The sequence below is a fragment of the Rhodococcus sp. Eu-32 genome, assembly GCF_003336925.1.
Taxonomy (GTDB): Bacteria; Actinomycetota; Actinomycetes; order Mycobacteriales; family Mycobacteriaceae; genus Rhodococcoides; species Rhodococcoides kyotonensis_B.
In genome coordinates, this window is sequence record NZ_QGNK01000005.1 from 1 (window position 1) to 24,381 (window position 24,381).

Annotated in this window: 26 protein-coding genes and 1 tRNA gene; 20 read left to right on the top strand and 7 right to left on the bottom strand. The window is 65.5% G+C overall.

The window, feature by feature from the left end:
• Together DK926_RS26995 and DK926_RS07595 are read left to right on the top strand one after the other, a co-directional pair.
• A partial coding sequence (locus DK926_RS26995; RefSeq protein WP_165839535.1) for an integrase core domain-containing protein occupies positions 1-163 on the top strand: 163 nt, incomplete at its 5' end.
• Between the two features lie 157 nt (positions 164-320).
• A complete protein-coding gene (locus DK926_RS07595) occupies positions 321-1,235 on the top strand; it encodes an oxidoreductase (protein WP_114329925.1) in 915 nt (304 codons plus the stop codon).
• A 6-nt stretch (positions 1,236-1,241) separates the two neighbouring features.
• Here DK926_RS07595 and DK926_RS07600 read toward each other — a convergent pair whose 3' ends face one another.
• On the bottom strand, positions 1,242-2,282 hold the full coding sequence (locus DK926_RS07600; RefSeq protein ID WP_114330092.1) for a glycerophosphodiester phosphodiesterase family protein: 1,041 nt from the start codon (positions 2,280-2,282) through the stop codon (positions 1,242-1,244).
• A gap of 296 nt (positions 2,283-2,578) precedes the next feature.
• Here DK926_RS07600 and DK926_RS07605 point away from each other — a divergent pair, with 296 nt between their 5' ends.
• From DK926_RS07605 to DK926_RS07615, 3 genes are all read left to right on the top strand, one after another.
• Positions 2,579-2,956, top strand: coding sequence for a hypothetical protein (locus DK926_RS07605; RefSeq protein ID WP_114329926.1), 378 nt, complete (start codon positions 2,579-2,581; stop codon positions 2,954-2,956).
• Between the two features lie 79 nt (positions 2,957-3,035).
• Positions 3,036-4,127 (top strand): LLM class flavin-dependent oxidoreductase, encoded by a 1,092-nt coding sequence (locus tag DK926_RS07610; protein ID WP_114329927.1) that lies wholly within the window; start codon positions 3,036-3,038, stop codon positions 4,125-4,127.
• The gene (locus DK926_RS07615; protein WP_207890771.1) at positions 4,117-4,614 is read left to right on the top strand and encodes a MarR family winged helix-turn-helix transcriptional regulator; all 498 of its coding nucleotides are present in this window, start codon (positions 4,117-4,119) and stop codon (positions 4,612-4,614) included. The genes DK926_RS07610 and DK926_RS07615 overlap by 11 nt, the downstream gene beginning before the upstream one ends.
• Before the next feature lie 16 nt (positions 4,615-4,630).
• On the opposite strand, the gene DK926_RS07620 is transcribed toward DK926_RS07615, so the two are convergent.
• Positions 4,631-5,194: a ribonuclease H gene (locus tag DK926_RS07620; protein ID WP_114329929.1), complete on the bottom strand. Its 564-nt coding sequence runs from the start codon at positions 5,192-5,194 to the stop codon at positions 4,631-4,633.
• A 141-nt stretch (positions 5,195-5,335) separates the two neighbouring features.
• Between DK926_RS07620 and DK926_RS07625 the strand changes: the two genes are divergently transcribed.
• The 4 genes from DK926_RS07625 (at position 5,336) to DK926_RS07640 (ending at position 8,958) form a co-directional block, all read left to right on the top strand.
• Entirely contained in the window at positions 5,336-6,340 is a 1,005-nt protein-coding gene (locus tag DK926_RS07625) for an acryloyl-CoA reductase (RefSeq protein ID WP_243636723.1), read from the top strand.
• Positions 6,341-6,372: 32 nt separating this feature from the next.
• Positions 6,373-7,314, top strand: coding sequence for a DNA-3-methyladenine glycosylase (locus DK926_RS07630; protein WP_114329931.1), 942 nt, complete (start codon positions 6,373-6,375; stop codon positions 7,312-7,314).
• Positions 7,315-7,417: 103 nt separating this feature from the next.
• Positions 7,418-7,933 carry a VOC family protein gene (locus DK926_RS07635; protein WP_068431091.1) on the top strand — a complete coding sequence of 172 codons (516 nt, stop codon included), beginning with the start codon at positions 7,418-7,420 and terminating at the stop codon, positions 7,931-7,933.
• Positions 7,934-8,016: 83 nt separating this feature from the next.
• Complete coding sequence (locus DK926_RS07640; RefSeq protein WP_114329932.1) at positions 8,017-8,958, top strand: aldo/keto reductase; 942 nt, start codon at positions 8,017-8,019, stop codon at positions 8,956-8,958.
• Here DK926_RS07640 and DK926_RS07645 read toward each other — a convergent pair.
• A complete protein-coding gene (locus DK926_RS07645; protein ID WP_114329933.1) occupies positions 8,933-9,337 on the bottom strand; it encodes a hypothetical protein in 405 nt (134 codons plus the stop codon). The genes DK926_RS07640 and DK926_RS07645 overlap by 26 nt on opposite strands.
• A gap of 136 nt (positions 9,338-9,473) precedes the next feature.
• On the opposite strand from DK926_RS07645, the gene DK926_RS07650 reads away from it, so the two are divergent.
• The 3 genes from DK926_RS07650 to DK926_RS07660 all read left to right on the top strand — a co-directional run bounded on the left by DK926_RS07650 (position 9,474) and on the right by DK926_RS07660 (position 11,851).
• Complete coding sequence (locus DK926_RS07650) at positions 9,474-10,694, top strand: multidrug effflux MFS transporter (protein WP_114330093.1); 1,221 nt, start codon at positions 9,474-9,476, stop codon at positions 10,692-10,694.
• Entirely contained in the window at positions 10,645-11,133 is a 489-nt protein-coding gene (locus DK926_RS07655; protein WP_114329934.1) for a DUF309 domain-containing protein, read from the top strand. Before DK926_RS07650 ends, DK926_RS07655 begins: the two co-directional genes overlap by 50 nt.
• Positions 11,134-11,215: 82 nt before the next feature.
• Positions 11,216-11,851: a hypothetical protein gene (locus DK926_RS07660; protein ID WP_206030857.1), complete on the top strand. Its 636-nt coding sequence runs from the start codon at positions 11,216-11,218 to the stop codon at positions 11,849-11,851.
• 40 nt (positions 11,852-11,891) lie between these two features.
• Here DK926_RS07660 and DK926_RS07665 read toward each other — a convergent pair whose 3' ends face one another.
• Positions 11,892-12,653 (bottom strand): deoxyribonuclease IV, encoded by a 762-nt coding sequence (locus tag DK926_RS07665; protein ID WP_114329935.1) that lies wholly within the window; start codon positions 12,651-12,653, stop codon positions 11,892-11,894.
• A gap of 76 nt (positions 12,654-12,729) precedes the next feature.
• Between DK926_RS07665 and DK926_RS07670 the strand changes: the two genes are divergently transcribed.
• The 5 genes from DK926_RS07670 (at position 12,730) to DK926_RS07690 (ending at position 20,381) form a co-directional block, all read left to right on the top strand.
• Positions 12,730-13,461, top strand: coding sequence for an ABC transporter ATP-binding protein (locus DK926_RS07670; protein WP_114329936.1), 732 nt, complete (start codon positions 12,730-12,732; stop codon positions 13,459-13,461).
• A 1-nt stretch (position 13,462) separates the two neighbouring features.
• On the top strand, positions 13,463-16,021 hold the full coding sequence (locus tag DK926_RS07675) for an FtsX-like permease family protein (RefSeq protein WP_207890772.1): 2,559 nt from the start codon (positions 13,463-13,465) through the stop codon (positions 16,019-16,021).
• Between the two features lie 130 nt (positions 16,022-16,151).
• On the top strand, positions 16,152-18,698 hold the full coding sequence (locus DK926_RS07680) for a non-ribosomal peptide synthetase (RefSeq protein WP_114329937.1): 2,547 nt from the start codon (positions 16,152-16,154) through the stop codon (positions 18,696-18,698).
• Positions 18,699-18,823: 125 nt separating this feature from the next.
• Positions 18,824-19,714, top strand: a complete 891-nt coding sequence (locus DK926_RS07685; protein ID WP_068431085.1) for an alpha/beta fold hydrolase — start codon at positions 18,824-18,826, stop codon at positions 19,712-19,714.
• Positions 19,715-19,730: 16 nt separating this feature from the next.
• A complete protein-coding gene (locus DK926_RS07690) occupies positions 19,731-20,381 on the top strand; it encodes an LON peptidase substrate-binding domain-containing protein (RefSeq protein ID WP_114329938.1) in 651 nt (216 codons plus the stop codon).
• A 61-nt stretch (positions 20,382-20,442) separates the two neighbouring features.
• On the opposite strand, the gene DK926_RS07695 is transcribed toward DK926_RS07690, so the two are convergent.
• Positions 20,443-20,516, bottom strand: a tRNA-Met gene (locus tag DK926_RS07695).
• Between the two features lie 164 nt (positions 20,517-20,680).
• Here DK926_RS07695 and DK926_RS07700 point away from each other — a divergent pair.
• Together DK926_RS07700 and DK926_RS07705 are read left to right on the top strand one after the other, a co-directional pair.
• Entirely contained in the window at positions 20,681-21,295 is a 615-nt protein-coding gene (locus DK926_RS07700) for an ATP-dependent Clp protease proteolytic subunit (RefSeq protein WP_243636724.1), read from the top strand.
• Positions 21,296-21,300: 5 nt separating this feature from the next.
• Positions 21,301-21,891 (top strand): ATP-dependent Clp protease proteolytic subunit, encoded by a 591-nt coding sequence (locus DK926_RS07705; protein ID WP_068431082.1) that lies wholly within the window; start codon positions 21,301-21,303, stop codon positions 21,889-21,891.
• Here the strand turns inward: DK926_RS07705 and DK926_RS07710 are convergent.
• Both DK926_RS07710 and DK926_RS07715 read right to left on the bottom strand, forming a co-directional pair.
• Positions 21,888-22,235 (bottom strand): helix-turn-helix transcriptional regulator, encoded by a 348-nt coding sequence (locus DK926_RS07710; RefSeq protein ID WP_068430925.1) that lies wholly within the window; start codon positions 22,233-22,235, stop codon positions 21,888-21,890. The genes DK926_RS07705 and DK926_RS07710 overlap by 4 nt on opposite strands.
• 9 nt (positions 22,236-22,244) lie before the next feature.
• Positions 22,245-22,820: a DUF998 domain-containing protein gene (locus DK926_RS07715; RefSeq protein WP_165839536.1), complete on the bottom strand. Its 576-nt coding sequence runs from the start codon at positions 22,818-22,820 to the stop codon at positions 22,245-22,247.
• 183 nt (positions 22,821-23,003) lie between these two features.
• On the opposite strand from DK926_RS07715, the gene DK926_RS07720 reads away from it, so the two are divergent.
• Positions 23,004-24,359: an AarF/UbiB family protein gene (locus DK926_RS07720; protein ID WP_114330096.1), complete on the top strand. Its 1,356-nt coding sequence runs from the start codon at positions 23,004-23,006 to the stop codon at positions 24,357-24,359.
• The last annotated feature ends 22 nt before the right edge of the window (positions 24,360-24,381 follow it).

Genomic DNA, 24,381 nt, shown 5'->3' on the forward strand with positions numbered 1-24,381 from the left:
GGACATCGAATTCGCGACCGCCGGATGGGTCGATTGGTACAACGCTCGACGTCTCCACTCGAGCATCGGGCATATGCCCCCGATCGAGTACGAAACTCTCTACTACGCTGGCTTCGGAACCGAGGATCAGCCCCAACTGGAGGCGGCACAGAACCTGGGGTGATTCACTGTCCCGCAAGCTCGTCCAACGACCGGTAACCTGCAGCATCGAACGCCCGCGACGCCGGACGGCCCGTCCCCTTCGGAAAGCGGTTGACGGGTTCAGTCACGTTCGACCTCGTTCATGGCCACATCCTAGGGTCTCCCGTACCCTGGGCGCCGTGTCCGACAACAAGCAGCGACGCGTACTTCTCACCGGCGGAAACACCGGTATCGGCTACTTCACCGCCCTCGAGTTGGTGAAGCAGGGCGACCGCGTGACACTTGCGTGCCGCAACCTCGACAAGGCCGACGCAGCGGCCGAGAAGATCGCCGCAGAAGCCCGGAAGAGCACAGATGCCCCTCAGGGCACCGTCGACACCGCCCGCCTCGACCTCGCCGATCTCGATTCTGTGCGCTCCTTCGCCGAATCCGCGCCCGCGAAGGTCGATGTGCTCATCAACAATGCCGGGGTCATGATGCCGTCGAAGCGCACCGAGACCAAGGACGGGTTCGAGCTTCAGTTCGGCACAAACCACCTCGGTCACTTCGCGTTGACCGGCCACCTGATGCCGAACCTCCGTGCTGCGGACAGCGCGACCGTCGTCACCGTGTCGTCGGTGGCCCACAAACAAGCCCCCAAGCTGAACTTCGACGACCTCCAAGCCGCACGCGGCTACAACCCGCAGCGCATGTACGCGAACTCGAAACTCGCCAATCTGCTGTTCGCGCTGGAACTTCAGCGACGACTCGACAGAGCAGGCATCCCCATCACGAGCAACGCCGCCCACCCCGGCATCTCCTCGACGGAGCTGTACACGAGCCCCGACGGCCTCGGCAGCTCGAAGATCGTCTCGTTCGCCGCGTCGATCGGCCTTTTGTTCATCTCCCAGTCCGCCCGCGCCGGATCACTTCCCACGCTCGACGCACTCGAGAACGGCGGGCCGGGGTCTTACACGGGTCCGAGGTGGCTGATGGAATCACGCGGCGCCCCGGGGCCCGCCAAGATTTCGGCCAAGGCCAAAGATCCCGAACTCGCCGAAAAGCTGTGGAACGAAAGCGAAAAGCTCACCGGGGTCGTCTACGACCTGAGCTGAATCACGTCAGCGCTGCGGCGCGGGAAGCGGTATTCCTCTCTGCGCCATAACATCTCGCAACCTGTTCGGGTAGTCGGTGATGATACCGTCGACACCCAAGTCCATCAGTGCGTTCATGGTGGCGGGATCGTCGACGGTCCACGGAATTACGCGCATGCCGCGCGCATGGGCGTCGTCGACCATCTGCCGCGTGACATACAGTTCGAAGCCCGGATCTCCCACCGCCCCGTTCTGCGGGTTACCTTGCACAGGCGAGTACGCAGACGCGCCGATCGATGCGGCCGCAGCGACGCCGTCGCCCCCGAAGTCGTCGACGTCGAGTCCGCCGAGCCACGGTGACGCCCCATCCTGACCGACTTGAAGGAAGTCGCCGTTCGTCAACGCAACGAGCGGCACAGACGGCGTCATCGCTCGAACCAGCTGCAGTGCACCCCAATCGAAGCTCTGAATGCTGACGCGATCGAGCATTCCGGCTTGTTCGATGGTGGTCATGACGATGTCGACGAATTGCTCGCGCGGCGCAGTCTCCGTCGGGCTTGCCGCTTCGACCTTCGTCTCGACGTTGAGACGGACGTTCGGTGACGTCTTCGCCACGTCGAGCACCTCGGTCAACGTAGGCATACGGGCACCCGGCACTGTTCGCTGCTCCGGGTAATCCGCCAACCGAAGCGACCCGCAGTCGAGCGTCTCGACTTGCGCGAGCGTCAGCGTGTTCACGTACTTACCCACGTAGGGAAACTCGGGGTCACCGTCGAAGACCGGCATCGTGTCGAGGCACTTCTTGTCGGATACTCGACGGTCGTGCGTCACAACGGCGACGCCGTCCTCCGTGATCTGAGTGTCGAGTTCCAGCGTCGTGACGCCGAGCTCGAGCGCGTTGGTGAACGCTGCGATCGTGCTTTCACTGACGAGTCCGAGCCCGCCTCGGTGCGCCTGCAGATCGAAGGCCGGTGCAGGCTCCGACGACCCGGTGTTCGACGACCCGCTGTTCGAAGACCCGGCATCGATGGGAAGAGCCTGAGCGTGAGCCGCGGACACGGCGATCATCGCGGCAGCGGACAAAGCGACCAAGAGTGTGCGACGCATGTCTCGTGACGCTATGGACCGCACGTGACGATCGGGTGAATCACGCCCTTCCCGCGCCATGCAGGAAGGTAACGATCGACGCCCGACACACCGCAGACAAAGGGAGACGCCCACAGCTGACGGCGGTCGGGGGCGACAGCAGCGGCGGGCGTCTCATCTACGATTCGCGGCAGGTGATGGGGTGGATGGGTCGGATCTGAAAATTTTTTCAGCCCACGACCTATCTCTTCTCCAGCCGACGACCTAGCCTTGCGCGCATGTCCTACACAGCGGCCAACCACTACGTTTTCGAGGGCGACGAGCTGACGGGATCCTTCGACACGAACAGACTTTCCGGGGTTGCGGCGGCACAACTCGTGCTGAGCGGCGCCACACTCAAGTCCACCGAGGTGACGCGAACGGACCTCGGTTACGAGATCCGCACGATCGTCGAACAGGTACACGACGGCAACTCCACCCACCTGCTGGCCGTGGTCCCACGCGTCAACGTCGAGAACGAGCCGGTGCATTTCTCCTCGTACGCGGTCCTGTTCACCCGGCGCGGCAACATCGCCGGCGACCGCTTCGTGCACGGCGCGCTCGAGTCCTACGACGTGCGCGCCCTGTCGGGCACTGCATTGCTGGTCGACGGCTGACCCACTCCCCCGGAATACTCCGTCCACTCCTGCGGTTACAGTGAAAGTCAATGCAAACGCATGAACTTGGGAGCACGCCATGCAGTTCGGAATCTTCACCGTCGGCGACGTCACGGTCGACCCCACGACCGGTCGCGAGCCGACCGAACACGAGCGCATCAAGGCAATGGTCACCATCGCCAAGCACGCCGAGGAAGTCGGCCTCGACGTCTTCGCGACCGGCGAGCACCACAACCCACCGTTCGTCCCGTCGTCGCCGACGACCATGCTCGGCTACATAGCGGCCCAGACCGAAAAGCTGATCCTGTCGACGTCGACCACGCTGATCACCACCAACGACCCGGTGAAGATCGCCGAGGACTACGCGATGCTGCAGCACCTCGCCGACGGCCGCGTCGACCTGATCATGGGCCGCGGCAACACCGCACCCGTGTACCCGTGGTTCGGACAGGACATCCGACAAGGCATTCCGCTCGCACTGGAGAACTACCAGCTACTGCGACGCCTGTGGACCGAGGACGTCGTCACGTGGCAGGGCAATTTCCGCACGCCGCTCGACAGCTTCACGTCGACGCCTCGCCCCCTCGACGACATTCCGCCGTTCGTCTGGCACGGCTCGATCCGCAGCCCCGAGATCGCGGAGATCGCCGCGTACCACGGTGACGGATTCTTCGCGAACAACATCTTCTGGCCGAAAGAGCACTACATCCAGCTCATCAACCTGTACCGGCAGCGCTACGAACACTACGGTCACGGACGCGCCGACCAGGCCATCGTCGGACTCGGTGGCCAGGTGTTCATGCGCAATAACAGCCAGGACGCGGTCAAGGAGTTCCGCCCGTACTTCGACAACGCACCCGTCTACGGCCATGGACCCACCATGGAAGAGTTCACCGAGCAGACGCCGTTGACCGTCGGTTCACCCCAGCAGGTGATCGAGAAGACGCTGACCTTCGCGGACTTCTTCGGCGACTACCAGCGCCAGCTGTTCCTCATGGACCACGCCGGGCTCCCACTGAAGACGGTGCTCGAGCAACTCGACCTGCTGGGCGGGGAGGTCGTACCCGTGCTGCGTAAGGAATTCGCTGCACGACGCCCCGAAGGTGTGCCGGAGAACCCGCCGACGCACGCGAGCATGCTGGCACGCAAGGAAGAAGTAGTTGCCCTCTAGTACCGAGCTCGCCACCGACGCCTGGGAGTCGCTCTTCCGGTCCCAGGTGTCGCTGATGCGACGCTTCACCGCGGACGACATCTGGGATCCGATCAGCCTGCGCGAGTACGACGTGCTGTTCACGTTGAGCAAATGCGCCACCCGCAAGTTGCGTCTGCACGATCTGAACGACGAGATCCTGCTCAGCCAACCGTCACTCAGCCGCCTGTGCGAACGCCTCGAAAAGCTGGGGTACGTCACGCGCCAACCGGATCCGAGCGACAAACGCGGAACCGTCGTCGTCCTCACCGACGACGGACTTGCCGTGCAGCGCGACATCGGCCGCAAGCATGCAGCCCGAATCCGCCGCTACGTCGGCGGCGTTCTGTCCGACGACGAGATGACGACGCTCACCGCGTTGTGCACCAAGCTGCGTCTGGGCCAAGCGGGCGTCGTAGTTCTCGATCGAGCAACCGACGGGTCGGACGACAACCCATCGCAGGCTTGATCTCGCGACTTGTGGGCTAGAACAGGGTCGCAACCTCGTCGAGGTCGGCGTCGTTCCGTGTATCAGATGCATTTGCCTTCAGGGCGGGAGTAGCGGGAATAGACGTCGCGACCGCCACCGCAGCCGTGGATACACCCGCCGTGGACTTACCCGCAGCCGCAGCACGCGCAGCTTCACCGGCGAGCGCGTCGGCGGCTTCGTTGAAGTGGTTGCCGACGTGACCACGAACCCAGCGGAACCGGACGGGGCCTGTGCGCTCGGTGATCGCGCGATCGATGTTCATGACGAGATCGAGGTTCTTGACGGGCGACCCGCCTGCCGTCTTCCACCCCTTGCGCTTCCATCCGGGCAGCCACTCGGAGGCGCACTTGATGGCGTACTGAGAATCGGACTCGATCAACAGCGGCTCGTCGCCGGGATGGGCGAGCACGGCCTCGAGCAGAGCCCGAAGCTCGGCGATCTGGTTGGTACCCGACGCTTCTCCACCGGAGTTGCTGGGGCCCGTGTGATTCACCCAGGCCCACCCGATGGCGCCACCCGGATTGCGCAGACAAGAGCCGTCAGTACTCACGATGATCACGACACAGGACCCTACTTCGGCCCACCGACAAAGAACAGACGCCGCGCACGGAGAACCGTGTCGCTCGACTGAATTACTGTGGGACACATCCGCGAAACGAAAGGACCTCCTGTCGTGACCGTTCCCTCGTCGTTCGGTGCCCTGGTTGCCCGCGAAGTTGCACACGAACCGGACGCAGCCCGAATCGAACTCGCGAAGGAGACGGTCGACGAGACCTTCCTTCCCCGTCATGACGCACCCGCGGTCACGATCGCCGTCGAGTATTCGAGCGTCAATTTCAAGGATGCGCTCGCCATTACACCGAAGGGCGGTGTGGTCCGCGACTACCCGATAGTCCCGGGAATCGACATCGCAGGAACCGTCGTCGAATCATCCAGCGACGACATCCCCGTCGGACAGAAAGTCGTCGCCCACGGATACGACATCGGCACCGGGCAACACGGTGGCTACGCCGAATACGCGCGAGTACCGGCAGACTGGGTCGTCCCTCTCACGACACTGTCGACCCGCGACGCCGCCGCGATCGGTACCGCCGGCTTCACCGCCGCGATGAGCGTCGAAGCCCTGCTCACCCACGGGATCCGACCAGACGACGGCCCCATCGTCGTCACCGGCGCCAGCGGTGGCGTGGGAAGCGTCAGCGTCGATCTGCTGTCGGCGGCGGGCTTCGAAGTCCACGCATCGAGTGGCAAGAAGGACGCCGTCGCCCTGTTGACCAGCCTCGGAGCAGCGCACGTGATCGGCCGCCTCCCCGAGGATCCCGACGCGAAGCCGCGACCGCTCGGCCGTGCCGAATGGGCGGGCGCCGTCGACTGCGTCGGCGGAAAGACGCTCGCGCACGTTCTGTCGACCACGCGGTACGCAGGCGCCGTCGCCGCGAGCGGGTTGACCGGCGGCGCAGGCTTGTCGACGACGGTTCTGCCGTTCATCCTTCGAGGCGTCGCACTGCTCGGCATCGACTCCGTCCAACGGCCCATCGAGAAGCGTCGAGCAACCTGGCAGCAACTCGAATCGACGCTGCGCCCACGTCGTCTCGACCAACTCGTCACCGAAGTCCCTGTCTCGAATGTGCATGCGGCATTGGACGACATCTCGCGGGGAGGTGTCACCGGCCGAACGGTGGTCGCAGTGGCCGGCGGGTTCTGACTGTCGGTCCCGGCCGATATCCTGGTGATCCCATGCTGTCGCCAGGTCCTCTTTCCGCCACCGACTCGGTGCGCGCCGAGTTCGTCTCCGACCGGCCACTGGACGTGCTCCTGTCCATGTCGCCGCTACGTCGGGGGCGCACCGACCCCACCTACGAGCGCGACGTCTCCGGGTCCGTGTGGCGCACATCACGATTCGAGACCGGGCCTGTCACCTACCGACTCACCCAGACATCGAGGCATTCGGTCGCAGCCACCGCATGGGGCCCGGGGGCGTCCGAATTCCTCGAGTCGCTGCCGGCGCTCGTCGGCGCGGACGACGACGCGTCGGAATTCGCGCCGGAGCATCCCACGCTGAAAGAAGCCCATCGACTGTTTCCCCACCTGCGCCTCGGACGCACGGGCCGCGTGATGGAAGCCCTCGTTCCGGCGATCCTCGAGCAGCGCGTGCACGGCCTGTCCGCGTTCGCGTCCTGGCGCAAGCTCGTCACCAAGTTCGGCGACCGCGCTCCCGGGCCGACACCGAAGCCGATGTTCGTCTCGCCGACGCCCGACGTGTGGCGTCGAATCCCATCGTGGGAGTACCACCTCGCGAACGTCGACCCTGCCCGGTCCAAGACCATCGTTCGGTGCGCGCAGGTCGCGAACCGTCTCGAGCAGGCGTCGTCGATGAGTCCCGAGGACGCGATGAAACGCCTTCGCGCCGTTCCCGGCGTGGGCATCTGGACCGCCGCCGAGGTAGCGCAACGCGCCTTCGGGGATCCCGACGCGTTGTCCGTCGGCGACTACCACCTGTCGGCCGTCGTCGGTTGGTCGCTCCTGGGACGACCCATCGACGACGCCGAGATGATCGAGTACATGAAACCGATTGCGCCGCACAGACATCGAGCGGTCCGCCTGCTCGCCGCGAGCGGCAAGGCCATCAAACCGAAGTTCGGGCCCCGCACTCCGCTCGTCGATCACACCTGGCACTGACGCCCTCCCCTACGCGCGAACCCCCTTGCGCATCGATGACACAGGTGTATTCTTTTGTTGAAGGTTCAACTTAGCCGTCATTACTCCAGTTCTCGAGGTGCCCATGTCCATCCAACGTCTCAACCACGCAGTTCTGTACGTCAGGAACGTCGAGAAGTCCGTCGCGTTCTACACCGACGTCCTCGGTTTCCGGACGAAGATGACCATGGGCTCCAGCGCGGCGTTCCTCCAGGCAAGTGCGAGCTCCAACGATCACGACCTCGGCTTGTTCCAACTCGGCGACGCCGCAGGACCGAGCAGCGCCGGACGCTCCACCGTCGGCCTCTACCACCTTGCGTGGGAGGTTCAGACGCTGGCCGATCTCGCCGATCTCGCGCAGAAGCTTTCTGCCGCAGGCGGTCTCGTCGGTGCGTCGGACCACGGCACGACCAAGAGTCTGTACGGCAAAGACCCGGACGGCATCGAATTCGAGATCGTCTGGCTCGTTCCGCTGAACCTGATCGACGACGCGGCCGTCGAAGCGAGCAAGTCCATCCGCCCTCTCGATCTGCAGGCCGAGATCGATCGATACGGCATCGACACACCCAGTGGCGTCGGCGTGTCGAGTCCCGTGAGCTGATCGCCCGGAGTCCGGCGGGGAACAACACCTCCACGGGTACGCGTTGTGCAAGCGAGATACTTCGCTGCGATAAGGAGTCCACAGTGGTTGCCATAGGAAACTCGAACCTCGACATCTTCCCCCTCGCACTCGGTGGAAACACCTTCGGTTGGACGAGCGACGAGACGTCGTCGTTCGAGATCTTGGACGCGTTCACCGCAGGTGGCGGTAACTTCATCGACACCGCGGATTCGTATTCGGCGTTCGCCGACGGCAATTCCGGCGGCGAATCCGAGACGATCATCGGCAAGTGGACGGCGGCACGCGGCAACCGCGACGACGTCGTCATCGCCACCAAGGTGAGCCAGCACCCCGAGTTCAGAGGTCTCGCACCCGCCAACGTGAAGGCCGCGGCGGAGGCGTCGCTGAAGCGTCTGCAGAGCGACCACATCGACGTCTACTACGCCCACTACGACGACGAGAACACGCCGCTCGTCGAGACGCTCGCCGCGTTCGACGAGCTGGTCAAGGACGGAAAGGTCCGCTACGTAGCCATCTCGAACTACTCGCCGGACCGCATCCGCGAATGGCTGTCACTCGCCGAGCAGAACGGTTTCTCGGCACCCGTTGCGCTGCAGCCTCACTACAATCTCGTGACTCGTCGCAAGTACGAGACCGAACTCGCCTCTCTCGCGGCCGACAACAATCTCGGTGTGTTCCCGTACTTCTCGCTCGCCGCAGGGTTCCTGACCGGCAAGTACCGCACCCGCGAGGATCTCGAAGGTCAGGCACGCCAGAAGTTGGCGTCCGGCTACTTCACCGACGAGGGCTTGAACGTGGTCGACGCCCTCAGCGAGATCGCCGACGCCCACGACGCCGAGATCTCGTCCGTCGCGCTCGCGTGGTTGCTGGCGCAGCCGACCGTCACCGCGCCGATCGCGAGCGCCAGCAAGATTTCTCAGCTCCCGGCCCTGCTCGCCGCTCCCGCGTTGGCACTGTCGACCGACGAGGTCGCACGGCTCACCGAGGTTTCCGACCGGATCTAGTTCGCGGTCTCGAGCCGAGAGACAGACGCGCACGAATGAAGTGGATGGTGCCGTCGGGGATCAGGAACGACTCCGCGACCCCGACGGTCACCAGCTTTCTCCCGAACATCCCCGCGTCGATCACGAACGTCGCGTGCACCGTGTCGCCGTCCTCGGTCAACGCGATGTCGCGAATGTCCACAATCGCACGGTAGTAGAAGGCCGTGTTCAGACCCTTTTTCAACCCAGGGCCGGAAAAGCCGGTGGTGACACCGTTTTCGACCCGACGCGCTCCGAGCGCGAACTGGACCGCGCTCGCGTCGTGCGACGCCAGTGCATCGATGTAGGCCCGCGCCACTGCTTGCCGTGTCGACGCCGACTCAGGACTGTCCCCCTCCACGATCGTGACTGTAGTTCGACTTCGTCACACCGGGAACAGAACGACAGGCCTCGTTGCTGAGGGTTGGGTGTCCCACGCCACCGAACAAGCCACGACAGCGTCAGCGACGACGACCGAGCCCACCTCCGCCGAACGGATGCGCATCATCCTCGTCCTCGGCGCGCTGATCGCCCTCGGCCCGCTGACGATCGACATGTATCTCCCCGCACTGCCGTCGATCGTCGACGATCTGAACTCGTCCTCGGCCGCGGTGCAGCTCACGCTCACCGGCACGTTGATCGGTCTCGCCCTGGGCCAGCTCGTCATCGGCCCGCTGTCCGACATCGTCGGACGCCGTCTGCCGCTCATCGCAGGCACCGCCATTCACATCGCAGCGTCGCTGCTGTGCGTCGTCGCACCGAACGTCGCTGTGCTCGGCGTGTTCCGCGGCCTGCAAGGTCTCGGTGCGGCAGCCGCGGCCGTCGTCGCGATGGCGGTCGTACGTGACCTCTTCACCGGCCGCGCAGCCGCGACGGTTCTGTCGCGTCTGATGCTGGTCATGGGCGTCGCGCCCGTGCTCGCGCCGTCGATCGGTGGCGGCATCCTGCTCGCCGGCTCGTGGCGTTGGGTCTTCGGCGTTCTCGCGGTGCTCGGCGTCGCACTCCTGATCGTCGCGGTGTTCGCACTGCGCGAGAGCCTTCCGCCGGAGCGTCGCCGCAGCCGCGGCATCATGCCCGTCGTCCGCACGTACGGCGGTCTGCTGCGCGACGGCCAGTTCCTGGTGCTCGTCCTCGTCGCTGCTCTGGCGATGTCGGCCATGTTCGCCTACATCGCCGGGTCGTCGTTCGTGCTGCAGGAGGAGTTCGGCCTCAACGAGCAGCAGTTCGCGATCGTCTTCGCGCTCGGTGCCATCGCCCTGATCGGCGCTTCGCAACTCAACGTCGTGCTGCTCGGCTACTTCACCCCAGTCCGCATCGTCATCGCTGCGTTGTCGACGGCAGTGGTGTCCGCACTCGTCATGACGGTCATCGCGCTGGCAGGCGTCGGCGGCATGTTCGGATTCCTGATTCCGCTGTGGTTCGTCCTCGGCGCCGTCGGCTTCGTCATGCCGAACGCCCCCGCGCTCGCACTGTCACGCCACGGCGACGCAGCCGGTACCGCAGCTGCCCTGCTCGGCGCCGCGCAGTTCGGGTCCGGCGCGATCATCGCTCCGGTCGTCGGCGTGCTCGGCAACGACAACGTGGCAGTATCGGTCACGATGGTCGGCGTCTCGGCGATCGCTCTCGTCGCGCTGATCGCAGTGACCCGAGCTACCAGGAGAACCGAGAGTGCCAGCGCAGAACGACAGATCGAGCAGGGAACGGGACTCGGCCGGTAAACCGCAGAACGCGCGTCCCCGCGACGGCCTGGGCAGGCCGCTTCCGCGGGGAGCCGTCGGCGTCGATCGCATCCCCGACGACCTGAGGCTCCCTCCCGACGAGGCCATCACGCGCGCTCAGGAACTTCTCGACGGCGGCATGCCCTTCCACGCTCACGAAATTCTCGAAGGAACGTGGAAGGACGCCCCCGAAGCCGAGCGGATGCTGTGGCAGGGACTCGCTCAGCTGGCCGTCGGCCTCACTCATCTCCTTCGCGGCAATGCCGTCGGCGCTCGATCCCTCCTCGGCCAGGGCCACGACCGCATCCGTGATCACGAGGCCGATCCGCCCTACGGACTCGATATCGCAGGCCTTCTGCACTGGTCCGACACGCTGGTCGACGCTCTCGAGGCCGGTCGCGTCCCGGACTCGCCCGCCGTGCCGCAGCTTCGTCGCTGATCCCTCGTTCGCGCATCGAAACAGTGATCGCTATTGTGGCGAGAGGTTAGGTAAGGCTTTCGGAACAGAAGGAGATCCGGCGGTGACCGTGCAGACAGCAGCAGCGCAGATCCCGTACTGGGTTGCAGTGCTCACTCCCGAGGAGCGCTCGTTCGGAAGCCGCCGCAGCGACCCGAGAATCGACACCATCTCCTCGTCCGTCGTCACCAACACGCGCACGCAATGGGCGGGCCCGCAGCACCCGTCCGCGACGACTCTGCTGACCGCCCTGGCCGCGACCGTCGGGGCATGGCAGAGCGATCGTTGCCGCAGCTGCACGTCCGGCGTCCTCGTCGACATCGACGGCCCGGGTGGCCAGTTCTTCCCGGTGCGCCTTCCGTGCACCGGTGACGCGCACTCCCTTCTCGAGGAAGTTCGCCGACGCGTCGCCGCAGCACCCAACGGTGGGCGTGACTACGCGGCTGCGAAGTACCGACTGAATTCTCCGGCGCTGAATCGAAGGTCCGGCGCCCAGATCTCGTTCCGCGTCGGCACGGAGATAGAAGCTCGGGGCGACGACTCCCTGACGCACAGCCTCGCCGTCACGTGCGACGTCGTCGAGGTCGACGGAGTCACGATGGTGGACACCGCTTTTCGCTGGAACTGCCGAGTGTTCACCCGCGCCGACGTCGACGACTTCGAGCGCTTCTGGGAAAAGACACTCGCAGTCTTCGTATGAGGCCTGTTCGTATAAGGCCTGATCGTGTAAGCCTGTTCGTCTAGCCCCTCAGGTACTGCACGTCGGCGGCGAGACCGTCGGCGGGTGTCTCCAGGATCACCGGCGCCCCAGCCGCCTCGGCCACTGCCTTGAGTACCTCGGCGTCGATCGTCCCGTCGGCGAGGTTGGCGTGACGGTCTCGCGCCGAATCGAACTCGTCGCGTGAATTGTTCAGGTGCACGAGGTCGATACGCCCGGTGATGGCCTTGACCCGATCGACGACGCCGACCAGTTCCTCGCCACCGGCCCACGCGTGGCACGTGTCGAGGCAGAATCCGGCACCGAATTCGCCGACGGCATCCCACAGCCGCGCGATGTCGTCGAACCGTCGCGCCATCGCGAAGTCGCCGCCCGCGGTGTTCTCGATGAAGATCGGCACCCCGAATCCGCCGTCTTTCGCCTGCCGCTCGAACAACTTGCGCCAGTTCTCGAAGCCCTTCGCGGTGTCCTCGCCGTCGCGCACATGCCCGCCGTGCACGACGAGACCGATCGCACCGATCTCGGCAGCAGCCGCAGCCTGCTCGATGACGGCTTTGCGGGACGGAATGCGAATGCGGTTGTTCAGACTCGCGACGTTCAGCACGTACGAGCTGTGGACGACGACGTCGACCTCGCTGTCGCGGAGCTGTTCGCCCTGCGGATGAGGTTCGAGTTTGTTCCACTTCTGCGGGTCGGTGAGGAACATCTGGACCAGGTCGACGCCGAGGCTCTCCGCGGAGCCGAGCGGATCGTTGCTGTCGCGGACGTGTGCTCCAATGCGCATGAGTCCAATAGTAGGAGCGACTTCTCAGGGTGTCCCCCGATAGTGCGACGACCGAAAGCAGGGAACACTGTCCTGCATGACTGAAATCGCCGCCAGCGCGGTCGCACTGTCCAAGACGTACGGCACCGGAGACACACAGGTTCACGCGCTGCGCGACGTGAGCGTCCAGTTCGCGCGCGGCGAATTCACCGCGATCATGGGACCGTCGGGTTCCGGTAAATCGACGTTGATGCACTGCCTCGCCGGATTGGACACGGCGTCGTCGGGCATCGTCACGATCGGTGACACCGAACTGACCGACCTGTCCGACAAGCAGATGACCGGATTACGCAGGGACAGAATCGGTTTCGTGTTCCAGTCGTTCAACCTCGTCCCGACGCTGACGGCGCTGGAGAACATCACCTTGCCGCTCGACATCGCCGGCCGCACGCCGGACGAGGAATGGCTCGACACCGTCGTCACCCGGCTCGGTCTGACCGACCGGCTGGGTCACCGCCCGAGCGAGCTGTCCGGTGGACAGCAGCAGCGCGTCGCGTGCGCCCGTGCGCTCGTCGGGCGCCCCGACATCGTCTTCGGCGACGAGCCGACCGGCAATCTCGATTCGCGCTCCTCGGGCGAGGTCCTCGGCATTCTGCGGACCGCAGCCGACGAGTTCGACCAGACCGTCGTCATCGTCACGCACGACCCCCGCGCTGCCAGCTACGCAGACCGCGTCGTGTTCCTCGCCGACGGTGCGGTCATCGATCATCTCGCCGACCCGACCGCCGAGGCCGTGCTCGACCGCATGAAGCAGCTGGAGACGGTCTGACATGTCGCGCACTCATAACCCCATGCGCAGGGTGTCGCTCAGAAACCTTGCCGCACACAAGGTTCGACTCGCGCTGACCGTCCTGTCGGTCGTGCTGGGCACCGCGTTCGTGTCGGGGTCGTTCGTCTTCACCGACACGCTTCAGCGCACCTTCTCGTCCATCTTCTCCGACACCGCGCAGGGTGCCGACGTCCGCGTCAGCGCGCAGGAAGCCGGGTCGAGCGGGGTACCGGTAAGCGACGCGAATGTCATTGCAGCCCTTCCGAACGTGCGCGCGGTCGCACCGTACGTGGGCGGACAGGTCGTGCTCCTGGGCAAGGACGGCGCCGCGGTGCAGACCGGTGGCGCGCCGACGGTGGGCGAGGCCTACCTGGCCGACGATCGACGCCTCGGCGACCCCGCCGTCTTCGTCGCAGGAACAGCGCCCACCGCACCCGGCCAGGTCGTCGTCAACGAAGGCGGCGCAACGAGATCCGGACTGACCGTCGGCGACGCGACGCAGGTCCTCGTACCGTCCAAGGGCACCGTGGACGTGACCATCGTCGGCATCTACGACACACCCGTCGAATCCGGCGGATACATCGGCCTGCAGTTCTACGAGCCACAGGCCGACGAATTGTTCACCGACGGCACGCACGTGCAGTACTACGACGTTGCGGGCGGTGATATTGCCGGGAACGACCTTGCGGCACAGGGTCTTACCCAGACCGATCTTCGCGACGAGATCGCCGCCGCCCTTCCCGACCTGAAAGTACAGACGGCCGACGACGTGCGTGACGAGGCGCAGGCCCAGGTCGAGACCGCGCTGTCGTTCGTGAACTACTTCCTGCTGGCGTTCGGCGGAATCGCACTTCTCGTGGGCACGTTCATCATCTACAACACCTTCTCGATGATCGTCGCGCAGCGCGTCCGCGAACTCGCACTGCTGCGGGCGATCGGTGCCAGCCGCGGCCAGGTGAGCCGATCGGTCGTGCTGGAGGCCCTCGTCGTCGGAATCATCGGTAGCGCAATCGGATTCGCAGGAGGCGTCGGTCTCGCATACGGCCTACGTGAGCTACTCAACGCATTCGATCTCGGATTACCCTCGGGCACACTGGCTCTCGAACCCCGAACCGTGATTGTCGCGTTCGCCGTCGGCATCGTCGTCACCGTTCTGAGCGCCTACGCGCCCGCACGGCGTGCCGCGAACATTCCACCCGTCGCCGCCATGCGGGAGGAGTTCGCGTCCACCGGTGACAGTCTGCGCGTGCGCACGGTCGTCGGCGCAGTCCTCGGTGTGCTGGGGCTGCTCGCCCTCGTCGTCGGGGCGCAATCGACCGGTGGTGGCGCAGCCGCGACCGTCGGAGTCGGTGCGGTCGCCGTCATCGTGGCCGTCGCACTCGCCGCACCGTCGCTGTCCAGGCCGATCGTCGGCGCGCTGGGCGCCGTGCTGACCAGGCCGTTCGGCGCCATCGGACGCCTCGCCCGAACCAACTCGGTGCGCAATCCGCGGCGCACGGCAGCAACCGCGTTCGCACTGATGCTCGGTCTGATGCTCGTCTCCGTCATCGGGGTGCTCGGCTCGACCGCCAAGGCGAGCGTCGACGCGCTCGTCGACAACGGAATCGAAGCCGACTACATCTTCAGCGGGCCGCCGTCGATCGGCGTGCCGACGGGCGCGGGACGGGCCGCACGGGACGTCCCCGGCGTCGAACGCGTCGCGATCCTGCATCCCGTGTCGGTGAAGATCGACGACGAGCAGGCGTTCGGCGTCGCACTCGAAGGCAGCCCCGACGGTCTGTTCGATCAGAGCGTCGTGGCGGGATCCGGCGAGCAGACGCCGAACAGCATCGGCGTGTCCGAGTCGGCGTCGAAGAAGAACGATTGGCCTCTCGGGTCGACGATCGACATGGTCTCGCTCGACGGCAAGTCCGTCTCGGTCACCGTGACGACGATCTTCGCCGACAACCCCCTCGTCGGCGACTGGATCCTGTCCGACGACGTCTACCAGGCGGTCACGCCGGGAGTCGTGCGCTCGGACATCGCCGTCCTGATCGGCGCGGCACCGGGCACCGACCTGGGCCAACTGCGTACCGACCTCGAGAACGCAGTGAAGCCGTTCGTTGTCGTCCAGGTGCAGGACCGTGAGGAATTCAAGGGCGCGCAGAGCCAACAGATCGACACGCTGCTCGCGGTGCTGTACGGGCTCCTCGCACTCGCGGTGGTCATCGCGATTCTCGGCATCGTCAACACGCTCGCGCTGTCCGTCGTCGAACGACGTCGCGAGATCGGCATGCTGAGGGCCGTCGGCATGCAGCGTCCGCAGGTCAGGCGCACGATCTATCTCGAATCGATGCTCATCGCATTGTTCGGCGCGATCATCGGACTGATCCTCGGCGTCGTCTTCGGCTGGGGCTTCGTGCGGACTCTGCGCGACGAAGGACTCGGCGTCCTGACCATTCCATGGGGACAGATGATCGGCATGCTGGTCGGTTCGGCCGTCGTCGGCATCGGAGCCGCGTTGCTCCCGGCAATCCGGGCCGCGCGCACCCGCCCACTGGAGGTGATCAGCGAGGCCTGACGAGGCCCGAACAGCGCCACCAATTGCCGGAAAACGGACCACCCAGTTACCGTGAACGTGTAAAACAGACCGAAGGATGGTTTAGTGCACGATTACTGAGTGGTCCGTCGGCAGTGGCAAGGGGAGGCGCATGTCGGTCCAGGAAAGCACGGCGCGCGAGGCCGATCGACGCTTCAACGAGACTCTCGCGCCTCTGAGCAGGCCCGACGTCCGCGACACCGTTCTCGGCCGTCTCTGCGAGGTCGCCCACGCAATGCCGTCCGCAACGGCCGTGGAGACCGACGACGGGTCCATCACGTTCGACGATCTGATGCACCGCACGTATGCGGTCGCCCGCAAGGTCGTGACCTTCGCGCCGACCGAAGCAGAACCCGTCGCCGTCGAGACCTCGTCGACGATCGACGCAGTGGTCCTGATGCTCGCGGTGTTCGCGTCGGGCAGGGTCCTTGTTCCACTCGACCCCCACCTGCCCGAAGCGCGCCGGGAACAGATCGTCGCGCAGTCCAGCGCCCGACGCCTCGCAATCGAGGACGTCGACGGCATCGAGGTGTCGTCGGTGCCGCTCCCGATGGTCACTGGAAACCACATCGCACTCATCGCGTTCACGTCCGGATCTACCGGTGCCGCGAAAGGCGTACTGCTCAGCAACCGCATGTGCCTGAGCAAGGCGTACGAAGTGAGCTCCACTCTGGGATTGTCCGGACGCCACCGCGTCGGGAATGCTCTTCCCGTCAGTTTCGGTGCAGGCATCAACACGTTGCTGGCCGGCATCCTCAGCGGCGCGCAGGTGCACTGTCGCGATCCACGGGCCGCGCATGCCGTGGAGTTCACCGACTGGGTCAACCGGAACGAGTTGACGACGCTGCATTGCTCGCCGTCCCTCGTTCGCGCGATCGCGGGCATTCCTTCCGATACGCGTCGGTTTCCGTCGCTGCAGTACGTGATCACCTACGGCGAAGCTCTGCATGCACGTGACGTGGTCGCTTTTCGACACGAATCCGACTGTGCCGCAACGTTCGTGAACTGGTACGCCACCACCGAGGCGGGTGCCGTCGCGCGGATGCACTACGGCCCCGGCGCTCCGCTTCCCGACGGCTTTCTCGACGCGGGCAGGTGCCCCGTAGGCAAGAGCATCGACATCGTGCGATCCGACGGCGTTCTCGCCAGGCCCGGTGAGGTCGGGCAGGTCCGAGTCACCGGAGACTGCTTCGCCGACGGCTACCTCGACATGCCCGATCAGACCGCGCGTCGATTCTCCGCCGACTCCGGCCGACAGCGTTACTGGACAGGCGATCTCGGCCGCATCGACGAACGTGGCGTCCTGCACCTCGTCGGCCGGATCGACGACGCGGTCAAGATCCGCGGCTATCTCGTCGAACCCGCCGAGGTCGAGAGCGCGGTGCGATCGCTCGACGGCGTCACGGACGCGGTCGTCGTTGCGTCCGAGGACAATTCGGCTCTCGAACTCGCCGTGTTCTTCGTCGGGGACTCGATCACCGACACGGACGTGCGCGGCGCTCTCCGCGAGACGCTGCCGGACTGGATGGTGCCGAAGTTCGTCACCCGGCTCGATGCGATTCCGCGCACGGATCGCGGCAAGGTCGACCGGGCCTCGCTCCCACCCATACCTCCGACGGATCGACACGGCGCGGCGGCGTCGTCTGAAACCGTGCTGTCGGGCGCGACCGAGTACTGGCTCGCGATCATCGTCACTCGCGAGTTGGAGTTGACGACACTGCATCGCGACGCGGACTTCGCCGAACTCGGCGCCACGTCGTTGGTGACGACGCGCATCCTCGTCGAGATCCGGCAGGCGTTCCACGTGGAACTGTCCCCGGCCGACCTCGTCAGTGCGATGACGGTACGTCGCCTGGCCGAGTTGATCGACCGACGGCTCGCCGCGGCCGATCGCAGCAGGGGACCGAAGAACCCGATGCTCGTACCGCTTCGTGAGGAAGGGACGGGAGCGCCACTGTTCGTCGTCGCGGGTGCAGGTGTTCCTGCCGTGGGTCTCGCCCCGCTCGCGAAACGACTGACCGGCCGCCCGGTGTACGCGTTGCAGGCCAGGGGCCTCGACACCCGTGCGCTCCCGCATCGCACGATCTCCCGGGCCGCGCGGGCCTATGCTCGCGAGATCCAGAAAGTGCAGCCTCACGGGCCCTATACGCTGGCCGGGCACTCGCTCGGGGCCTGGATCGCGCTCGAGATGGCGCACGTCCTCGAATCGCACGGTGAGACCGTCGAGCGTGTCGTGCTGCTCGACCCACGCCTGTACCAGTGGCTGCTGAACAAGGTGCCGGGAGGCGGAGAGCATCTCGAAGCAGCGCCACCGGACCCCTATTCGGAAAGCTACAAGCCCGGTTTCCGGGCCGTCGCCCGTCAGTGGGCACAGGTCGCGACCGCCGGACTCGTCCGGTTCCGAACGACCGAACGATGGCTCGCGTTCGGCATCATCGGAGCGATGGCACTGCGCAGACATACGCCGAAGCCGTGGGACGGGCCGGTGACCGTCGTCGTCACCGAGAGCAACACCGCTGACCGCCGGTCGTGGGAAGCCCTCGCCCCGGGGCGCCTGGACATCGAACAGATGCCGGGTGAGCACATCGGGCTGGTGCGCGAACCGGTCGTGAGCAAGGTCGCCGAGGTCATCGACCGCACCCTCGAGTCCGACCGGTGACGCTCACGGCTGCCATCGCGGCGCATCGCGGCTCGACCTGTTCACCACCGGCCGAGACGCGTACGTTGGGCCAGGACACTGTGAGTCTGCCGAACGTCGATGCGCTGGAGGGGGTGCAACGGGCCATGAGCGAGTACCAGCTCGACTGCGTGGAGCTGCACAAGGACGTGCTCCGTTACGTCGACGAGGGCGACGGTCCGCCGGTCGTTCTGGTGCACGGCCTGCTGGGGTCACACCAGTCCTGGGCAGGTCAGATCGAGCGCCTGTCCGAGAAGTACCGCGTCATCGCACCTGACCTCTTCGGTCACGGGAGCTCGGACAAGCCGTCCGGCGACTATTCGTTGAGCTCGCACGCGGCCACCATCCGTGACCTGCTGGACCATCTCGAGATCGAGTCCGCACCGATGGTCGGACATTCACTCGGTGGCGGCATCGTCATGCAGGCGACGTACCTGTTTCCCGAGCGCGTCGACCGGCTCGCGCTCGTCAGCAGCGGAGGGCTGGGACCCGAGGTATCGCTCCTCCTCAAGGCGGCGACGCTTCCCGGCAGCGAGTTGGTACTGCCCCTCCTCGCGTCGGACTGGGTACGCAAGAACACCGAGAACGTCGTCGGCCAGCTGAACCGGTGGGGTCTCCCCGTCCGGCCGGGCAAGAGCCTGAACGAGACGTGGCGCGCGTTCAAGACCGTGTCGGACAAGCGTTCTCGCGAAGCATTCCTTGCGTCGACTCGTGCCGTCGTCGGCCCGCGTGGTCAAACCGTCAGCGCCAAACAACATTTCGACAAGTTCGAAGGTATGCCGTCCTTGCTGATCTGGGGTGGCCGCGACCGGATGATTCCCGCGTCGCACGCCGACAGCATTCGGCGTGAGGTGCCGGCGTCACGCGTCGAGATCTTCTCGTCGGCCGGGCATTTCCCGCAGCTCGACGAGCCCGACCTGTTCTACCGCGTGCTCGACGAGTTCCTCGCCGCGAACGCTGTCCCTCGATTGCCCACCAGCACAGCGGCATCGGACTGACGGCAGACTCACGACCATGACCGTGACTCCGATGTTCCCGCTCGGCAGCGCACTACTGCCCGGTGAGCGCTTGCCCCTGCACATCTTCGAACAGCGGTACCAGGACATGCTGCGCGACTGCTTGGCGATGGAGGACCCGAGCTTCGGCGTCGTGTTGATTGCGCGCGGTAGGGAAGCGGGCGGCGGCGATGTGCGGTACGACGTGGCGACGAAGGCGCGCATCGTCGGTCACCGAGACATCGGCGGCGGACGGCACCTCATCGAGTGCGTCGGAGCCGAGCGGATCCGCGTCGACGTCTGGCTCGAGGACGACCCTTATCCACGGGCCGATGTGCGCGCGTGGCCGGACGAGACGTCGGACGCACCTCCCCGATCCCCGCTCGCTGCACTGGAATTGGATGTACTACGCGACAAGATCGACGAGATGTACCGGCTCGTCGGCAAACTCGCGGCCGCCGAGAATGCCGCGGCGCCTCCGGCGCCGAGCTTCTCCTCACTGCCGGACGATCCGGGAGAGCGCCTGTTCCTGCTCGCGTCACAGGTGCCGATGGGCGAATCGGACCGGCAGACCATCCTCGAAGCACCGGGACCCGGCGAGAGGCTCCGTGCGCTGCTCGACGCCATCGACACGGCCACGGACATCGTCCGGTTCCGTCTGCAAGGATAGAAGCAAGAGGGGTGAAAGCAAGAACCCCGGGAGGCTGATGCTTCCCGGGGTTCTTCTTTTGTAGCGGGGACAGGATTTGAACCTGCGACCTCTGGGTTATGAGCCCAGCGAGCTACCGAGCTGCTCCACCCCGCGTCGTTGTTCCTCTACCGTACATGCCCTATCCACCTAACGCCCAATCGCCTGGTCAGAGCGGTTCTGCCGACAGCGATTCTGCCTCGGGCAGAGAATCCTTCCCTCCAGGGCCTGTCGCTTTCAGTCTGGTTCTCGTACCGACCGAAAGGACTGATATGACCCCCATGATGAACGACGGCGACGCACCTGGCGCCTCGCCGTTCGACGACCAACTGTCCTCCCGGCTGCTCGACCAACGCATCGTCGTGCTCGGCGCCGCGGTCGACGACGCGATCGCGAACCGCATCTGCGCGCAGCTTCTGTTGCTGTCGGCGTCCGATCCACGGCGAGACATCAGCCTTTACATCAACTCTCCCGGCGGATCCGTCAGCGCGGGTCTGGCGATCTTCGATACGATGCGGCTCATTCCGAACGATGTGTCAACGCTCGCAATGGGTTTCGCGGCCAGCATGGGCCAGTTCCTGCTGTCCGCGGGAACGAAGGGCAAGCGGTACAGCCTGCCGCACGCTCGAATCATGATGCATCAGCCGTCGGCCGGGATTCGTGGCACCGCCGTGGACATCGAAATCCAAGCCGAGAATCTCGAGTACACGAAGGCGTTGATGCACAAGCTCAATGCCGAGCATTCCGGGCACGACGTCGACACCGTCACTGCGGACTCCGAGCGTGATCGCTGGTTCACCGCCGAACAGGCACGCGCGTACGGTCTCGTCGACACCGTCGTCACCACGCTCGACGACATCAGACCATCGGCATCGAAACCGAAAGTGGGGCTGTGATTCTCATGGGTCAGTACACGATTCCCACCGTCGTCGAACGCACGCACAGCGGCGAACGGGCATACGACATCTACAGCCGCTTACTCAGCGAGCGGGTCGTCTTCCTGGGGACGGAGATCGACGACGGCGTCGCCAACGTGATCATCGCCCAGCTGTTCCATCTCGAGTCTGACAACCCCGACGCCGACATCAGCCTCTACATCAACTCGCCCGGTGGATCGTTCACGGCGATGACGGCTATCTACGACACGATGGAGTACATCCGGCCGGACGTGTCGACGTTCTGCGTCGGGCAGGCCGCGTCGGCCGCCGGTGTCCTGATGGCGGCGGGAGCCGCGGGCAAGCGAATCATGTTGGCGCACGCACGAGTTCTGTTGCATCAGCCGTCGGGCGGCGGCGAGGGCGTCATCTCGGATCTGTCGCTGCAGCGGGACGAGATCGTTCGCGTCCGCTCGGAGATGGAGACCATCCTCGCCCGTCACACGGGGCAGAACCCCGAGATCCTCCGGCGCGACACCGACCGGGACAAGATCTTCTCGGCGACCGAAGCAGTCGAGTACGGGCTCGCGGACCACATCGCACAGTCGAGGAACTAGGCCGCCATCATCGTCACCGGTGCCGGACCACGCGAGACTCGTCGGAGCGGCGACGCCCCGGCGAGCTCGCGGCCCGTCAAGATCATCAGGTGCGACGGCTTGATCTCCAAAGCGCCGCACAGCGCCGACAAGACCTCCGACGACGCCTCCTTGCGGCCACGCTCGATCTCCGACAGGTAGGGCGTCGACACGCGGGCTTCCGACGCCACGTCGTCGAGGGTGCGTCCCTGGTCCTGCCGCAGACGACGCAACACCTTGCCCATGCCGTCGCGCACGAGAGGTTCCGAGGCGTCCTCTGGACGACGCAGTGGCACTACCGGTGCGATCTCGTTCGTGTCGGCCATGGCCTCAGGCTAGGAGTGCGGACGTGTGTCCGCCGGACTATCGACAACTTTTCTGCTGACGGCAGAACGCACCAGAGCGACTGCGGTGAGGATCTCCCAGCCGACGAAGGTGTCGATCCCGATCCTCTCGGCCAAGCCCACCGGACCGACGCCGGCGATCAGTAGAACCGACCCCGCAGATCCGACGACCCCCAGACCGATGCTCGCAGCCCGATACCAGCGTGGGCAGTCCGGCACGCCCGTTCCGACCAGGATCGGAATCAGATTGCCTGCACCGATGGCCGCGATCGCGCCTGCCACGTGGACACCTGCGTTCTCTGCGCTGGTGTGTACTGCGGCCACGAGAAGGCTGCCGACCGAATACGCCGCGATTGCGCCCAGGTACACCCGGCGGCGCCGACGCCGCAGCACAGGGGCGGAGGCCCAGCCTGCGATCGCCACCGACACTGCGGACACGCAGAACGCGGCGTTCATGACCACATGCGCCGGTGACGCCGGAACGCCCAATTGACTGACGGTGTCGCGGAGATGGTCGTACCCGTCGTACCGGCTCGACGCCCACGCCTCCGCCAGCAGATACTGCACGCCCGCGACACCGAAGAGAGCGGCTGCGGCAGCAGCGCGGCCTGGTCGAATGCGGTGGATGGTGCGCTCCTGTTCTTCTGGTCATTCCGCAGGTCCGGGTGGGCTGTGACCGTCTCCTACCGGTAGGTACAGTCGACTGCGATTCGGATGGCGGAAATGTGGAGAATCTCACAAGGGGTGGGCATGACCAGCGGCATTACGGCGACACGGGTCTCGCCTCCTCCTCTGCGCACGTTCGGCGTCCGCGAATTCCTCCGCCTCGTCGTGATCGGCGCTGTCCTCGTTTTCTACCAGGTGATCGCCGTCGGCAAATGGATCGGACGGCCGCGACGCGGGTGGGCGGTCCATGCGTCGGAAGGCGTCGTCGACGCGTTCTTCGCGCTCGGGCCGACGTTCGTGAAGGTCGGGCAGTTGATGGGGTCGTCGCCCGGGTTGTTCCCGAAGGTCCTCGCCGACACCTGCCTGCGATGTCTCGACGAAGTGCCGCCGTTCCCCGCGGCCCAGGCGCGATCCGTCATCGAGGCCGACCTCGGGCGTAGTACCTCCGAGCTCTTCCAGCTGTTCGACGACGTTCCGCTGTCGTCGGCGTCTGTCGCGCAGGTGCATCGATGCGTGCTGCACGACGGCAGGGAAGCCGTCATGAAGGTGCAGCGCCGCGGCATCTACCACCGCATGAAGGTCGATCTGCGTATCGCATACGTGTTCGCGCGTGCACTCGAGAAGTACATCGCGTTCTTCTCCACGGCCAATGCGTCGGCGATCATCGTCGATCTGCATGCCGCCACCTTCGCCGAGCTGGACAGTGTCGTCGAGGCGCGTCGACAAGCAGCGTTCCGCGCGGGGATCTCCGCGTTCGACGACAACAAGTTCGTCACCGCGCCCGAGGTGATCACCGAGTACTGCGGCAACCGAGTCATCTGCATGGAGCGCATGCACGGTTCGCCGCTGGACCAGTGCACGCCCGGCGTGGAGTCCGAGCTGATCGTGCGGCGCGCCGCCAAGGTGTGGATGGAAGCGCTCGTCCTGCACGGGTTGTTCCACGGCGACGTGCATGCGGGCAACGTCTGGGTGCTCGACGACGGCCGCGTCGCATTCCTGGACTTCGGCGTCATGGGCGAGATCGACGAGCAGTGGCGACTGCTGCTCCAGGATCTGTTCCATGCCACCGTCATCGACGGCGACTTCACTCGTCTCGCGGGCAGCGTGAAACGACTCGGCATCGTGTCCGACGACGTCGGCACCGACGCCGAAGTCGGCATGATCCTGCAGACCGTGTTCGCTCCGATGCTGTCGGATACGTTGGCGCACTTCAGCTTGACCGACTTCATCAAGGCGCTCGTCGGGATGGGCCAGCAGTACCGCACGTCGAGCCCGGAGGAGTTGATCCTCGTCGGCAAGCAGCTCGGCTACTTCGAGAGATACGCCATCGAACTGGCCCCGGACTGGGCTCTCGGCACGGACCCGTTCGTGTTCAAGAACGTGTTTCCGGCCGAGGTGGCAGCCCTGTCCCAGGCGAGGGGCGTCGTCCTACCTGATTAAGGCAGGAGTGGAGCCCGCAGGA

Excerpts from the sequence above, each read along its gene's own strand:
- DK926_RS07600 (WP_114330092.1), bottom strand. The coding sequence starts at position 2,282 with ATGATCGCCGTGTCCGCGGCTCACGCTCAGGCTCTTCCCATCGATGCC.
- DK926_RS07605 (WP_114329926.1), top strand. The coding sequence starts at position 2,579 with ATGTCCTACACAGCGGCCAACCACTACGTTTTCGAGGGCGACGAGCTG.
- DK926_RS07610 (WP_114329927.1), top strand. The coding sequence starts at position 3,036 with ATGCAGTTCGGAATCTTCACCGTCGGCGACGTCACGGTCGACCCCACG.
- DK926_RS07630 (WP_114329931.1), top strand. The coding sequence starts at position 6,373 with ATGCTGTCGCCAGGTCCTCTTTCCGCCACCGACTCGGTGCGCGCCGAG.
- DK926_RS07635 (WP_068431091.1), top strand. The coding sequence starts at position 7,418 with ATGTCCATCCAACGTCTCAACCACGCAGTTCTGTACGTCAGGAACGTC.
- DK926_RS07650 (WP_114330093.1), top strand. The coding sequence starts at position 9,474 with ATGCGCATCATCCTCGTCCTCGGCGCGCTGATCGCCCTCGGCCCGCTG.
- DK926_RS07665 (WP_114329935.1), bottom strand. The coding sequence starts at position 12,653 with ATGCGCATTGGAGCACACGTCCGCGACAGCAACGATCCGCTCGGCTCC.
- DK926_RS07670 (WP_114329936.1), top strand. The coding sequence starts at position 12,730 with ATGACTGAAATCGCCGCCAGCGCGGTCGCACTGTCCAAGACGTACGGC.
- DK926_RS07675 (WP_207890772.1), top strand. The coding sequence starts at position 13,463 with ATGTCGCGCACTCATAACCCCATGCGCAGGGTGTCGCTCAGAAACCTT.
- DK926_RS07680 (WP_114329937.1), top strand. The coding sequence starts at position 16,152 with ATGTCGGTCCAGGAAAGCACGGCGCGCGAGGCCGATCGACGCTTCAAC.
- DK926_RS07685 (WP_068431085.1), top strand. The coding sequence starts at position 18,824 with ATGAGCGAGTACCAGCTCGACTGCGTGGAGCTGCACAAGGACGTGCTC.
- DK926_RS07690 (WP_114329938.1), top strand. The coding sequence starts at position 19,731 with ATGACCGTGACTCCGATGTTCCCGCTCGGCAGCGCACTACTGCCCGGT.
- DK926_RS07700 (WP_243636724.1), top strand. The coding sequence starts at position 20,681 with ATGATGAACGACGGCGACGCACCTGGCGCCTCGCCGTTCGACGACCAA.
- DK926_RS07705 (WP_068431082.1), top strand. The coding sequence starts at position 21,301 with ATGGGTCAGTACACGATTCCCACCGTCGTCGAACGCACGCACAGCGGC.
- DK926_RS07710 (WP_068430925.1), bottom strand. The coding sequence starts at position 22,235 with ATGGCCGACACGAACGAGATCGCACCGGTAGTGCCACTGCGTCGTCCA.
- DK926_RS07720 (WP_114330096.1), top strand. The coding sequence starts at position 23,004 with ATGACCAGCGGCATTACGGCGACACGGGTCTCGCCTCCTCCTCTGCGC.